The organism is 'Nostoc azollae' 0708 (genome assembly GCF_000196515.1).
Lineage (GTDB): Bacteria > Cyanobacteriota > Cyanobacteriia > Cyanobacteriales > Nostocaceae > Trichormus_B > Trichormus_B azollae.
This window is the reverse complement of the sequence record NC_014248.1, coordinates 1,941,707-1,955,270: the sequence shown is the minus strand read 5'-3', so window position 1 is coordinate 1,955,270 and position 13,564 is coordinate 1,941,707. Positions and strand designations below refer to the sequence as shown.

The 13,564-nt window shown below is 37.7% G+C and carries 12 protein-coding genes and 3 pseudogenes; 7 read left to right on the top strand and 8 right to left on the bottom strand.

The window, feature by feature from the left end:
* Window positions 1–46 precede the first annotated feature (46 nt).
* The 4 genes and pseudogenes from AAZO_RS08945 to tnpA all read right to left on the bottom strand — a co-directional run.
* Window positions 47–2,025: pseudogene (locus AAZO_RS08945) on the bottom strand (SPFH domain-containing protein); the annotation flags it as partial.
* A 307-nt stretch (window positions 2,026–2,332) separates the two neighbouring features.
* Window positions 2,333–2,542, bottom strand: a complete 210-nt coding sequence (locus AAZO_RS35145; protein WP_187289628.1) for a hypothetical protein — start codon at window positions 2,540–2,542, stop codon at window positions 2,333–2,335.
* Window positions 2,543–2,873: 331 nt separating this feature from the next.
* Window positions 2,874–3,131: a hypothetical protein gene (locus tag AAZO_RS29530; protein WP_144031266.1), complete on the bottom strand. Its 258-nt coding sequence runs from the start codon at window positions 3,129–3,131 to the stop codon at window positions 2,874–2,876.
* Window positions 3,132–3,548: 417 nt separating this feature from the next.
* Window positions 3,549–3,947, bottom strand: a pseudogene (gene tnpA / locus AAZO_RS08930) (IS200/IS605 family transposase); the annotation flags it as partial.
* Between the two features lie 124 nt (window positions 3,948–4,071).
* Between tnpA and AAZO_RS08925 the strand changes: the two are divergent.
* Window positions 4,072–6,651, top strand: coding sequence for a chloride channel protein (locus tag AAZO_RS08925; protein WP_013190991.1), 2,580 nt, complete (start codon window positions 4,072–4,074; stop codon window positions 6,649–6,651).
* Window positions 6,652–6,926: 275 nt separating this feature from the next.
* Here AAZO_RS08925 and AAZO_RS08920 read toward each other — a convergent pair whose 3' ends face one another.
* Window positions 6,927–7,142, bottom strand: a complete 216-nt coding sequence (locus tag AAZO_RS08920; protein WP_013190990.1) for a hypothetical protein — start codon at window positions 7,140–7,142, stop codon at window positions 6,927–6,929.
* Window positions 7,143–7,383: 241 nt separating this feature from the next.
* On the opposite strand from AAZO_RS08920, the gene AAZO_RS08915 reads away from it, so the two are divergent.
* From AAZO_RS08915 to AAZO_RS08900, 4 genes are all read left to right on the top strand, one after another.
* Window positions 7,384–9,543, top strand: coding sequence for a Tex family protein (locus AAZO_RS08915; protein WP_013190989.1), 2,160 nt, complete (start codon window positions 7,384–7,386; stop codon window positions 9,541–9,543).
* Between the two features lie 103 nt (window positions 9,544–9,646).
* Complete coding sequence (locus AAZO_RS08910; protein WP_013190988.1) at window positions 9,647–9,967, top strand: 2Fe-2S iron-sulfur cluster-binding protein; 321 nt, start codon at window positions 9,647–9,649, stop codon at window positions 9,965–9,967.
* A gap of 149 nt (window positions 9,968–10,116) precedes the next feature.
* A complete protein-coding gene (locus AAZO_RS08905) occupies window positions 10,117–10,506 on the top strand; it encodes a phage holin family protein (RefSeq protein ID WP_013190987.1) in 390 nt (129 codons plus the stop codon).
* 101 nt (window positions 10,507–10,607) lie between these two features.
* Window positions 10,608–10,796: a YqaE/Pmp3 family membrane protein gene (locus AAZO_RS08900; protein ID WP_013190986.1), complete on the top strand. Its 189-nt coding sequence runs from the start codon at window positions 10,608–10,610 to the stop codon at window positions 10,794–10,796.
* A gap of 459 nt (window positions 10,797–11,255) precedes the next feature.
* Here the strand turns inward: AAZO_RS08900 and AAZO_RS08895 are convergent, their stop codons facing one another.
* Window positions 11,256–11,618: a four-helix bundle copper-binding protein gene (locus AAZO_RS08895; RefSeq protein WP_013190985.1), complete on the bottom strand. Its 363-nt coding sequence runs from the start codon at window positions 11,616–11,618 to the stop codon at window positions 11,256–11,258.
* Between the two features lie 640 nt (window positions 11,619–12,258).
* On the opposite strand from AAZO_RS08895, the gene AAZO_RS08890 reads away from it, so the two are divergent.
* Both AAZO_RS08890 and AAZO_RS37595 read left to right on the top strand, forming a co-directional pair.
* Window positions 12,259–12,876, top strand: a complete 618-nt coding sequence (locus AAZO_RS08890) for an MBL fold metallo-hydrolase (protein WP_013190984.1) — start codon at window positions 12,259–12,261, stop codon at window positions 12,874–12,876.
* Window positions 12,866–12,976: pseudogene (locus tag AAZO_RS37595) on the top strand (Uma2 family endonuclease); the annotation flags it as partial. The gene AAZO_RS08890 and the pseudogene AAZO_RS37595, both read left to right, overlap by 11 nt.
* A 98-nt stretch (window positions 12,977–13,074) precedes the next feature.
* Here the strand turns inward: AAZO_RS37595 and AAZO_RS35140 are convergent.
* Together AAZO_RS35140 and AAZO_RS35135 are read right to left on the bottom strand one after the other, a co-directional pair.
* Window positions 13,075–13,248, bottom strand: a complete 174-nt coding sequence (locus AAZO_RS35140; protein WP_187289627.1) for a hypothetical protein — start codon at window positions 13,246–13,248, stop codon at window positions 13,075–13,077.
* Between the two features lie 18 nt (window positions 13,249–13,266).
* Entirely contained in the window at window positions 13,267–13,506 is a 240-nt protein-coding gene (locus AAZO_RS35135; protein WP_049790634.1) for a hypothetical protein, read from the bottom strand.
* Window positions 13,507–13,564: the final 58 nt, after the last annotated feature.

Below are 13,564 nucleotides of genomic sequence, written 5' to 3'. Positions count from 1 at the left end.
GTAGTGGAGGAATTCCACCTGCTTTAGTTGGGTTATGATCGGTTTAGTTCCAGAGAATCATGGATAATAAACCATCTACTAATCCGTTGCTAGTGCCGTTGTTACTACCTACCATGATATCGGGGATTAACCGGACATTGCCATCACTGATAATTTGCATTAACTGCATGGCTGTGTATCCTTGCATTCCCAAAGCTTGGACATCGGTGCGGTAGGTTTCGGCTTTCGCGTTACCTGTAGCGCGGATACCTTCAGCTTCTGCTAAGGCTTTCAGCTTGGTTGCTTCTGCTTGTCCGTTAGCTTCTTTAATCCCAGCTTGAGATTTCAACTCTGTTATTTGCACACTTTGTTCTGATTGAACCATTTATTGCTGAATGTTAGCGAAAGCAGTTTCCCGTACCATTTGTTGGCCTTGGGTTTGTGCCATTTGCTCAACTTCGTAGGTTTTGTGTTCTTCTTCGGCAATTTTTCAGTCTGTTTGTGTCTGCATCAAGGTTGCAGGGGGCTGAATATCACTGATGAGAGTATCTATAGCTTGGACATCATAGGCACGCACAGCGGTTTTAATATAGTCTGCGGCTTCGTTTTCTCGTTCACTCCGGGCTGTGAGGAAATCGAGTACGGTATAATCTTGGGCAGAGTTGCGGAAGTAGTTACCAATGGTTAGTTCTAGGACATGATCTACTAAATTCTGCATTGAACCAACACGGGAAATTACCTTGGGTGCGTCCAAAGCAGGGATGTGGATAATTTGTGCTACTTCTAAATCAAAAGCGAAACCATCACGCGATCACACAGTTAAAGATTCAAGTTCGGCATCATAACTATGGCATTCTGTCCGAAGTGACCAGTTTAAAACAATTTTGGTCGTCGGTACTAACTCAATTTTCATAATTCGCGAGTTCAGCGGTTGTTTACCAGGATAAAGCGGTTCTACCCATACACCTCTTTATGTCCTAGGTCAAGTAAGTTACTCTGGGTGAAAGCTGCACGACTCACGTCTTCTTGATCTTGACCTACGAAAGAAATTACCACACCAACATAACCAATCCGAATTTCGGTCATCGGTAGTTGTTCAACTTGTACGAACCAAGGGTTTAAGTTCCAAGAACCAGAAAGTAACATCTGTTCTTGCAAACCTCTTCTCCCATAACCATTCAGGAATTTTTGCCCATTTTGGAAGTTATCATGTCCTTCAATTACAGGCCCAGCGATTTCACCAGGGGGAATAGGCAAACCGTCTAAGGTGGTAATACTACCTTTATCACGTAAAATACTATACAGCCGCAGTTGATCAGGATTCATGCCGTGACTACTAGCACTAGCAGATGTAATCACTTTAAACAAGGCAGTGTTAATCCTATCAGTACCTGCAGTGAGAAAACCCATTTGTCGGCCTTTTTCTCCACCTTTGGTTAAGAATTTGCGGGCATCTTGGAAATTATAAGATTCGAGAATTTTGCCCAAGATCCGTTCTGGAGGGTTTTGTGCGCCATCTACAGTGACAGTGACAGCAATTTGACCTTGAGGGAGAACTATAACAGGTTCTTTTTTAACCGAGTATTGCCAAGGACAATGACCCCAATGTCAACCAGGTGCGAGGGTATGTGCTTGTAAACCCGCTTCTCCATTCATGGCTATTAATCTACCTGGTGGTGGTTCTTTACCTGTGAGAGCAAATTTTTTTACCATAATTCCCACTTCTCATTCACCGATCACTACCAGTCCACGAAATACTAAGGGGACAAAGATCACCACACCACCAAATAAAATCAGGGGAATCAGAGGTTCTACCCCCATTGCTTGATATTTAATCCCGCTCGTTGCTAGCCGGTTAATATCAGGTTGGGTTTGACCAGGCTGGACTGAAGTAGAAACAAGTTCTTTTGCTGTGGGTACTTTTGTTGTTGCAGTATTAGTAGCATTCATAGCACGTGCTAAAGCTAATACTGTTACCGCAGATGGGGACAACTGTACAAATTTATTTTTTTTACTCTTACCAAGAGAAGATGCAAAACTTTTCATAATGTTTGCCCTTTTGGGCAACTAATCATTTAAGTTATCACTTCAAGTCCAAGATAGTAAACTTCTTAAACTTGATGTAGATTTTTGACGAAAATAGGTTGTATGTTTTCCTATATATGATTAAAATCACAATAAGTAGGTAGACATAAATAAAGATAACTATGTAACAAAATATAAATTACCTGAAACCCTACTGATTCCACTAAGGTTTAAACCTAGGCTCCTCGCTACTTTGCTTAAAATATTTGCAGCGCCATTAGTATGAGCATTTAAGAGAAAGTTACTAGGTGTTCTAAACCAACCACGTTTAACACGCACGCATTCCTGAAGATTGCCACTGTTCGGGGTTTTCACCATATTTTGGTAGCACATCATTATCTAAAAATGATGTAATTGAAGTATAAGATTCTTCCGTTTCTACAAACCCAATTCCATATTGCTCAAACAATTTGGCCATCCTATCTTTCAAACGTAGCCTAGGAACCTGAAGAAATGTTTGATTGTTCTTCTTACCCATATCAACACCGTCTTTCTGTCCTTTGTTCCATCCAAAAACAACTGTAACAATGTTGTTTTATAAACAATGGGTGATGAAAATTATTGCCGCTTTATTAAAAGCATCACTGAGTTGACGGTTACGTTATTCCGTTATATATAGGCTAATTTATCGTTCCAAAACCCCTGTGGTTTTCCTTCTTTAATTGTGGAAACTTGTTTGTTATACCATTGCTTCATCCACTTCAGGTGTTTACCATCGATGATGAAACTATTACCAATATTAGAAATACAGGTTAACCAATTGTTAATACCGTGGTCGATTCATAGTACTTTGGTTTGGTCTAGGTTAACTATTGAATATCATGTTGCTTGTACACATATTCAATGTAGAAGCACTTGTTTCCTCGTACTATTCTAAATTCTTCTACATCCGAAGAATTGATGTTTGATGGCATTGGTAGATGTAAGGCATCTAGAGCAAACCACGTTGTTACCTTGCTACCAAGAGGAAATCGTAATAAACCATCTTTAACTTTGACACCAGCTTTTGGATAAGTAACAAGTACTAATCCACCTTTACAATACCCAGGTAGTTTAGGACGTTGCACTGATGTTCCGTTTTTGATACGTTGAAGCAAACCAATATAAGACTTAAAACACTCTGCTAGTGTATGTTGCTTTTAAAGGATTTGTGCAAATCAAACGAGATCGGAATCTTACCAGTTTTGAAATACAATTGTCTTGCATAAATAATAAGTACAGCAGTTAGCAAGCTTTACTAGACCTCTTGCAGAATTAATTTCATGTTATAATGGGAAGTTGTCTTTGTTTTAGCTAAAAGTCAGAGTTACACGGTTATGTTTGAATTAACGAGCTCGAAGAACACCAAAAATACGTAAAATGTAAGACTTTCTATCATACCACAGAAACAATTTTGCAAGAGGTCTACTGATTCACCACACAAAAACTCCAAAACTGCAACTACGTCTACATCTGCATTAATTAAATGCTGTTAACAACTATAACTAGACATTTTTGATTCTCAATTTTTGATTCTCAATGTATTTTTTAATAACCGATATCGGCGCACCACCAACTGTAGATACAAAATAACTGTTTGTCCATAATTTTGGAAGTAGAGATTTTAACCAAGGAAATTCTTGCCTCACATACCTTGACGAACGCCCCTTCATGTACCGAATAACTTTTGCAATCCCAAACTGAGGGTCTACGTCAATTAACAATTGTAAGTGGTCTGGCATGACTTCCATCTCAACAATTTCACTATTAAATTCATTAGCAACTTCAATTTTAATTTCTTTAAGACGAACATCAACACCCTGAAATAATACTTGTCTTCGATATTTGGGACACCACACTACATGGTACTTACAAGAATAAGTAATATTGTGATTTGACTTGTATCTTTAAATTCATCATACCATTATACAAAAGCGAATTGTATAATGGCACAAAATGAAAATAAAGATGATATGAACTTTAGCTATATATTATTACTGCGGCTGAAGCCGCTACCAACTTATCTCCATGTCTAAAGCTAGGGGCTTGCGTCTCCCTTTTTGGTCAATGGGATATGCTAATGCCGAAGCTTCGATGATCGGCATAGTTGCTGCTTTATCTGCTGTTTTACTGAAACAAGGTTCAGGATGCTTGGGTACATGGCGAGTTCATAGTACCCAATTTGTACCTGCTTGGCTCATTTTACCGTTAATTGGCATGAGTTTTGGGTTTTTAGCTGGTTGGTTGGTACAAAGGTTAGCACCAGAAGCCGCAGGTAGTGGTATTCCTCAAGTTAAAGCCAGTCTTGCCAATATACCAATCAAGTTATCCTGGCGGGTGGAAGGTATAAAATTACTCAGCACAATCATCTCCTTGGGTTCGGGTATAACTTTAGGAAGACAAGGCCCCACAGTTCAAATCGGTGCAAGTTTAGCAGCGGGAATGAGTCGCACTTTTCCCACCTCTCCAGAACATCGCCGACAAATGATTGCTGCCGGTGCAGGTGCAGGTTTATCGGCTGCTTTTAACGCCCCAATTGCGGGGGTATTATTTATTATTGAAGAGTTACTGCAAGATTTATCAGGACTAACTTTAGGAACTGCCATTATCGCCTGTTTTATCGGTGGGGTAATTTCCCGGTTGTTAGGTGGTGGAAGTTTGCAATTAAACCTGCAATCAATGGAATATTTTAGTAGTTTCTCATTGTTGGAAATTCCGATCTTTTTACTATTGGGTATTTTCGCAGGTCTACTAGGTGCAATATTTAATCTGGGCTTAATTTTTAGTGTTAAAACTTATCGCGGATTACATATAAGTTTACCACTACGAGTGGCTCGAACTGGTTTATTTTGTGGTTTAATTGTCTCTGCTCTCCCTGAATATTACCGTGACAATACAGGTTTACGGGAATATATGATTGCCAGTCAACCTAATCCCAGCTTTGCTGCAATTACTTTGATTGCTCAATTTATTTTAACCTTAATCGCCTTTGGTTCTGGCGCACCTGGTGGATTATTTGCACCCAGTTTGATTTTAGGTTCTTGTTTAGGACACTTGGTAGGAGTGTGTGAGTTTCAACTGTGGGGTTTAGGTTGTCCTACTACCTACGCTTTAGCTGGAATGGGGGGCTTTTTTAGTGCGGTTTCTAAAGTACCAATTACAGCTATTGTAATTGTGTTTGAAATGACTACTGATTTCAATCTGGTGTTACCTTTGATGATTGTTTCTGTAATATCATATTTAGTTGCAGATCAGCTAGTACCTGGTTCACTGTATGACAAACTTTTACTATTAAATGGCATCAAAAAAGATGCAACCAGAGAAGGAGTCTTAACTCAATTAACAGCCCAAGATGTAATGCAAGAACGGGTGGAAACTCTAGAAACACAGATGTCTGTTGATGAAGTTATTCAAGCATTTTCTCGTTCTCATCATCGGGGTTTTCCGGTGGTAGAAAACTGTAAATTGGTAGGAGTTGTTACTGAATCAGATTTACAGAAAATACCTGTGAGTCGGGATACTCCTTTAAGAGAAATCATGAGACCCCAGCCTGTCACAGTTACTCCTAAACAAACTCTAAGTAATGTGCTTTATTTACTTGACCGTTATCAAATCAGTCGTTTACCAGTGGTGGAAAGACAAAAATTGGTCGGGATTATTACTCGCGCAGATATTATTCCGGCTGAAGCAGATCATCTTAATTGTGAAAACGGAGTTTCTGGACCCCAACCAGAACCTTCTTATGTAGTTTACCAAACGAGATCGCCTAACATTGGTAGAGGTAGATTATTAGTTACAGTCGCAAATCCAGATACAGCCGAAACTCTTTTACAAATGGCTGCAACTATTGCCCGCGATCGCCATTATGAACTAGAGTGCTTACAAATAATCCTCATCTCCCGTCATAGTTCCCCGTCCGAAACCCAAGTCAACACCACAAAAAGTCGCCGTTTACTCAGGCAAGCGAAAGCTTTAGCAAAAAAATGGCATATTCCCATCCATACGCAGATTCGAGTCGCCCATGATATCGCCCAGGCAATTTTGGAGACAATCAATGAACGACACATTGACCTAATTTTTATGGGTTGGAAAGGTAATACTTCTACTCCAGGACGTATTTTTGGTAATGTTGTAGATACTATCATTCGTCAAGCAGCCTGTGATGTTGTCTTAGTAAAATTTGGTAATATTTCTGACTCTAACCATTTCAACCGTTGGTTAGTCCCTATGGCTGGAGGACCCAATGTTACTAAAGCCGTTAAATTATTACCGGCTTTAGTAACATTGGGAAATAATACCCAAATTCATCTCACTCAGGTATTTAAACCATCGGAATTAAAGCCAGATATAACAGTTTTAGAAGAATCCACTCATCAACTAATGCGTCACCGCAATTTACAAAGTACAGTTGTTGCTGCACCAGTACAAGCAAATTCTGTTTGTGAAGGAGTCATTAATTTAGTGCAAACAGAACGCTATGATGTTGTAGTTTTGGGCGCTTCTCGTGAGGGATTATTACAACAGACAATTCAAGGTAATATTCCCGAAACTATTGCTTCTGGTGTTGAAAGTACAGTGATTTTAGTCAGAGGGGAAATTAATTCTTAATTCGCAATTTGTAATTCGGAGCAAATTTGATGAATTTAGGGTGTGATCTGGCTTTATAAAGATATAAAAACGAACATCCCCAGTATTGCCAATCGTTACATAGGAATCCGCTTTGATTCCTGATAGCTTGTCTGGCGTAAGCCGTAATTGTTTGCTTAGGCAGGCAAGAGGTACGAGGATTGTAGAGAATTAGTTGTACTGAGTTTTATATCGCTACGCCACACAAGCTATCAAAAATCAAATAGGAGTCCTATTCTGATACAGAATAATTGATATTATTCATACATTTTTTTTTGCAACAGTTTTTTGCTACCAAACAGTACAACTACTAACAAGCCTAACTGAACTTGCCAAGGTGCTAAAATCAAGGAAAAAATCAAACTTATGGCTGTTAGCACACCAGAAATGTAGCCAATTTCATCATTTTCCTTGTTTAAAAAATAGCCAGTTATTAAACCAGTAAATAGTGGAATCAGAAAAAATAGAGGCATTATACTACATCCTGAACTAACTGCCGAGTGGTTGAATAAACTAATTTCAAACTGTCTTTGATAATAAATCCTGATTATACACTTAACTAGGTTTTATTAACAATACTTTATTTAAAATGGAGATATAAACCTCCTCAGATTATGTAATTATTTGGTAGATTATCCAAGGGTCTAGGCTTGTACTGACTATTGCTCTAGCATATTACATTTAGTAAGTCACGTTTTCAATTATATTCACCCAATGTTGAACATTCCACAACTACTAGCAACTGAACTAGAAATTAAACCCAATCAGGTGCAAAACGCGCTGGAACTTTTGGCCGAGGGTGCGACAATTCCCTTTATTGCACGTTATCGCAAAGAACGTACTAATGAGATGAATGAAGTGCAATTGCGAGATTTAGTTGATAGGTATACATACTTAACAGAATTAGAAGAAAGGAAGAAGGTGATTTTAAATGCGCTCGCTGAACAAGGTAAACTCAGTGATGAGATCAAAGTCAAAATTACCTCCTGCTTACAAAAAATAGAACTTGAGGACTTATACTTACCATATAAACCAAAACGCCACACTCGTGCTACCATCGCCAGAGAAAAAGGACTAGAACCTTTAGCAGCATTTATTAAATCATTAAATGAGAAAAATAGTGTAGCTGCTTCCCTAGAAACAGAAGCCGCAAAGTACGTTTCTCAAGAAAAAGGTGTGAAAACCGAAGAAGAAGCATTAAAAGGCGCATCAGGTATCTTAGCAGAAGAAGTTGCCGAAAAAGCCGAATTACGTGCCTATTTACGCGATTTTATTTTACAAACGGGAGTATTTATTTCCCACATCAAAGATGAACATCCAGAAGGTACAACCAAATTTGAAATGTACCGTAACTATCAAATCAAAGTTAAAAATATTGCACCCCATAATATGCTGGCATTGTGTAGGGGAGAAGCAGAGAAAATATTAAAGTTTGAAATCAACTTTGATCAAGATTTTGTACTTTCTTATTTAGAATGCCAAGAAATTAAAACCAAAGTTCGTACAATCAGAGATTTTTATCAGCCGATGTTAAAAGATGCCTTTAACCGATTGATGAAAACTTCTCTAATTGGGGAAGTAATTTCCGAAAAGAAAACTTATTCTGATATTGAATCCATCAAAACCTTTGAAGCAAACTTGCGGGAATTATTGCTATCTGCACCAGCAGGAATGAAACCAACATTAGCTATAGATCCAGGTTTTAGAACCGGGTGTAAAGTAGCGGTACTAGAACAAACTGGTAAATTCTTAGAATATCAAGCCGTATTCCCTCACCAAGCTGCTGAACAACGGAAAAAAGCAGCGCGAACCATCAAGAAATTAATCGAAAAATACCAGATAGAACTAATAGCCATTGGTAACGGAACTGCTTCCCGTGAAACAGGTGAATTTGTAGCAGAAGTATTAGCAACCTGCGAACGCAAACCAATTCAAGTCATGGTAAGTGAATCTGGTGCTTCCATATATTCTGCCAGCAAAGTTGCACTCGAAGAGTTTCCTGAATTAGATGTAACAGTGCGCGGTGCAATTAGCATTGGACGTAGATTACAAGACCCATTAGCAGAATTAGTAAAAATCGCTCCTAGATCAATTGGAATCGGACAATATCAACACGACGTAGATCAAAAATTGCTGAAAAAGAAATTAGATGAAACAGTAGAAACCTGTGTTAATTATGTTGGCGTAGATTTAAACACCGCGTCCAAAGAACTGCTAACATTTGTTTCAGGGATTACACCCACAGTTGCTAACAACATTATCGCCTATCGTAACCAAAATGGTGCTTTCAAAAATCGCCGACAACTATTAAAAGTTGTGAAATTAGGACCAAAAGCATTTGAACAAGCAGCAGGTTTCTTAAGAATTAGAGATGGAGAAAACCCTTTAGATAACACTGCAGTACATCCAGAAACTTACTCAATTATACAATCCATAGCTACTGATTTAGGTGTACCATTAAATCAAGTTACCCAAATTGCTGAAAAACTTAAGAAAACCAACTTAAAGAAATACGTCACCGACACCATAGGAGAACCAACACTGCGCGATATTCTCAAGGAACTAGAAAAACCAGGAAGAGATCCCCGTGCAGAATTTAAGTATGCAAACTTCAAAGACGGAATCAAAGAAATTAGAGACTTAAGGGTGGGAATGAAACTAGAAGGAATCATTACCAACGTTGCTAACTTTGGTGCATTTGTTGATATCGGTGTACACCAAGATGGATTAGTACATATTTCCCAACTAGCAGATAGATTTGTTGATGATCCTCAGAAAATAGTCAAAGTTGGACAAGTTGTAAAAGTTCAAGTTTTAGAAGTCAATGAAAAATTAAACCGCATTGGCTTATCAATAAAAGCAGTCAAACAATAGAATTAAAGCTCACGCAAATACATACGCACAGAGAAAATTTATTTATCCTCTCTGTGACTCTGCGTGAAACAACATCAAAAAATAAATTCAAAATTGATATGATATGATAGTTTATCAAGTTCGACTAATTAATGATAAATTAGGATTAGATCGTACAATTCAAGTACCAGATGATCAATATATCATCGACATAACAGAAGAAGGGGGTATCCGTTTACCATCTGGGTGTAAACAAGGGGAATGTTCAGCTTATGTAGCTAAACTTATCAGCAGGGAAATAAATCAAAGTGAGCAAAAATTTCTCCGTCCCCATGAAATTGAAGCTGGTTATGTTATTACCTGTCTAACTTATCCCTTATTCGATTGTGTATTAGAAACTCACCAAAAACAACTCTTATATAAATACTCCCTCTACTATAAATGAATCTGAAAACTAAAAAAACCAGCGTTCCTCTGCGTTAAAGAATCCTCCTTGCGATATATTCTATTCCTATCTATCAACAGAGGTGAAAAATGGAATTTTTGAGTTAAATATTATTATATATATAGGTAGCACTTACAGAGGTAAAAATAATGTGGGCAACATTCTTAAGCGCACTTGCTACAGCATTAAGCCTGTTAATTGTGGATATTATTTTTCCAGGGGTTGATATTGCTAATTTTCCCGCAGCTTTAATAGCGGCTTTAGTAATTGGTTTGATTAATAGTTCAGTTAAACCAGTTATTTCTACCCTATCTTTACCATTGACATTCGTAACTTTAGGCGGATTTTCCTTAATAGTCAACGGAATTTGCTTTTGGTTAGTATCAGTTTTAGTTCCTGGGTTTAGAGTCGAAGGAATTATCGCTTTTATTCTCGCTCCAGTTGTCCTATCTTTGGCAAATACATTGATCAGTAAATACTTTGCCGAAAAAAATAATATGGACTTACAAAGCAATACTAATGTCAAAACTGAATCTTAATTTGGTGATAGTCGTCAGATAAATCCTCAGAAGGAGTGAATTTGAAAATTTCCTCTCCACAATAAATCTAAGTAGATATTAAAAAATACCAATACAATCCCATGAAATTAACTCGTTTGCTACTTGCTTTATTCTTACCTCCAGTGGGAGTATTTCTCACAGTGGGTATTAGTCCAACTTTGATAATTAACATTTTGCTCACTCTTCTCGGTTGGCTTCCTGGTAGTATTCATGCACTTTGGGTAATTACCAAACATGAAGAAAGATTGAATAGAGGAGAAGGTTTTTAGAAAACTTAAGTCCTTGCTAGACAAGGATTTAAGAGGATATTTAGAAAGTCATACTCTACCTTGCTTCCCGGAGGGTACGTAGGGCTGCGTAGTGAAGCATCTCAGAGCGATCCGCTCAAACCCTAGATTCTAGAGCCTCCGGCACGCTTCTCGTTCACGCAGTGTCCCGAAGGGATACATTCCAAGTTGTTTCACACAGAATGACAAATTATACCTTTTCTAACTTTTCAAATACCCTCTAAGATCAAAAAGTAAAACTGTTAAGTTATCTATTGTTTAAATTTATAACTCAACTACTAAGGCCACTAAACCTTGCTTGTTAAATTTTACGATATTCCGCTTTATGTGGAGAGTATGAAAATATTTATTTGCAAGATTTGATAAAAGTAGGCGTCCAAACTGAAACAGTCTGAACGCTTTAATAATTAGGTTGCAGAATTTATCTGCTATTTAAGAGAACTAAGCAGGAATCATTGGCATTGATCTACAGGCTTCAGCACATTTACGACAAGCTGTTGCACATTCGCTCATTCTGCTGTCATCACTGATTGTTTCACAAGCTGCTGCACAGCTATCGCACATTTCCGCACAAAGAGTACAAGTACGTCCCATAAAGTCAGAACCGCCCATCATCATATTCATACACATCATGCATATTTCTGAGCAGTCGCGCATCATACTCATAATTCCCATATCCATATACCTACCGCCTTTGCTGATACAGTAAGTCATCGTTTCTAAGCAGATTTTATGACATTCCATGGAAGCGTTGATGCAGGTTTGCATTTCGGTGGTCATGGATTCAGTCATCATCATCATCATAGTAAATATTCCTGTTTTTTTGATGAGTGAGTATAGTTCTAAACGGAAATCATGACAACATTAATTCCAACTATTTTCTATGTAAATAGGACGTTAAACCCTGAATCTATCAGCTTAAATAGTGAATTGACAAATTTACCAAATTATAGCAATAGATTCATATAACTTCCACTGCTATTTTGGCAGATTTTACTACCGAATATTAATGGTAAAATTACCCCTAAAAAAGCTTGATAATTCTAATTTATTAGCCCTTAAGTTGGATACATTAATGGTCAGTGATTTTCTGTTCAATCCTAATACAATGTCGGTTTGTAACAGTATTGATTAACTTATATTACTGGATTTTTTCCTTCTACCTTATGGCTGATTTCTAAAATAGAAAATAGTTTATGAAGGGCTATCATGGGATTATTTAAACTGCAATTTTTTCCCTGCTGTTCCTTTTCGCCTTAAATGATAAGTATGAGCTTCATTTCATCGTTTTTACTAACACAGCAACAACTTCTTATCAGTTAGGTAACTATTAATGATACAGTATTAATACTGTTATATCAAAACTTATGTCTCGTACCATTCACCATAGACTGGTGCAAGATGTCAGAAAAACAGCTATTGAAAGTCCTAAACCACAATCATTATGAAATCTCTGCACCGTCCTGATTTATATAGCTGGTCTTGTTTCAATCCAGCAAGAAATATTGATTTTAATGGCTTTGCCTGGATTCGTCCAGAGGGTAATATTTTGATTGACCCAGTAGCCTTATCAAACCATGATTGGAATCATTTGGAATCTCTCGGTGGTGTAGTTTGGATTGTTTTAACGAATTCGGATCATTTAAGGTCAGCTAAAGAAATTGCTAATCAAACCTATGCAAAGATTGCTGGACCTGCTGGGGAAAAGGAGTATTTTCCGATTTTGTGTGATCGCTGGTTAAATGATGGTGATGAGTTAGTACCAGGACTGAAGGTGGTTGAACTCCAAGGTTCTAAAACTCCCAGTGAGTTGGCCTTACTGTTGGAGGAAACTACTTTGATTACTGGGGATTTAGTGCGATCACATTCCGCAGGTAGCTTAACCATGTTACCAGATGAAAAGTTAATGAATCGAGATCAAGCGGTGGCTTCGGTTCACCGATTGGCTGGTTTGGAGAAGGTAGAAACAGTGCTGGTGGGTGATGGTTGGTCTGTTTTTCGAGATGGGAGGGTGCGTTTGCAGGAATTGGTGGAGACTTTAGGTATTACCACCAGCAAATGAACGGGGACATTATCCGATTACACCTATGGGTGTTGAGATAGGTATATGGGAGGGTGAATATCAGAATGTAGAATTACCTTGGTTAAGTTGGTGGGATTGAGATGGTAATTTATTATTAGATGGTGATGATGGTGAAGGATGTTCAAATCCAAAAGCATCCAATATTGTATCATCCAATAAAGTATAAGTTATTAGTTTTTAAGGTTTCTCCATCCATTTAGGAAACCAACTTATAAATAAGTCACGAGTTGCTTCCCCAACTTGTCGCCAAAAATAAAAAGTTACTAATTTTTCACCTTCACACATTAACCGCCAACCAAAATGTTGATTCCACCGAATTGGTTCATAAATTATGGTACAAAGCACATACAAAAAATCAGCATTATCTATTTAAAAACGCCGATGAATTGAGTTCACTCTTTGTAATGCTTCTTGACCTCTCTCACTCTTTAAACCCCATTTAATAATCTCCGTCAACATGATAGAGGTATCATCATAACGTTTTTGAGGACGATAGATAAATTCTCTGGTTTTATTCAGCAATTTAGAAATACTAGGAAGATAATAAGTTCGCATTAAAGCCACTTCTAAAGCCTGAATACTATCCGAAGGAAATTCATATCCCAGCATCAAATGGTAAATCTGCCAAAAATTCTTTTCTGGATCAAGTTACTGAATTAGATGTAGA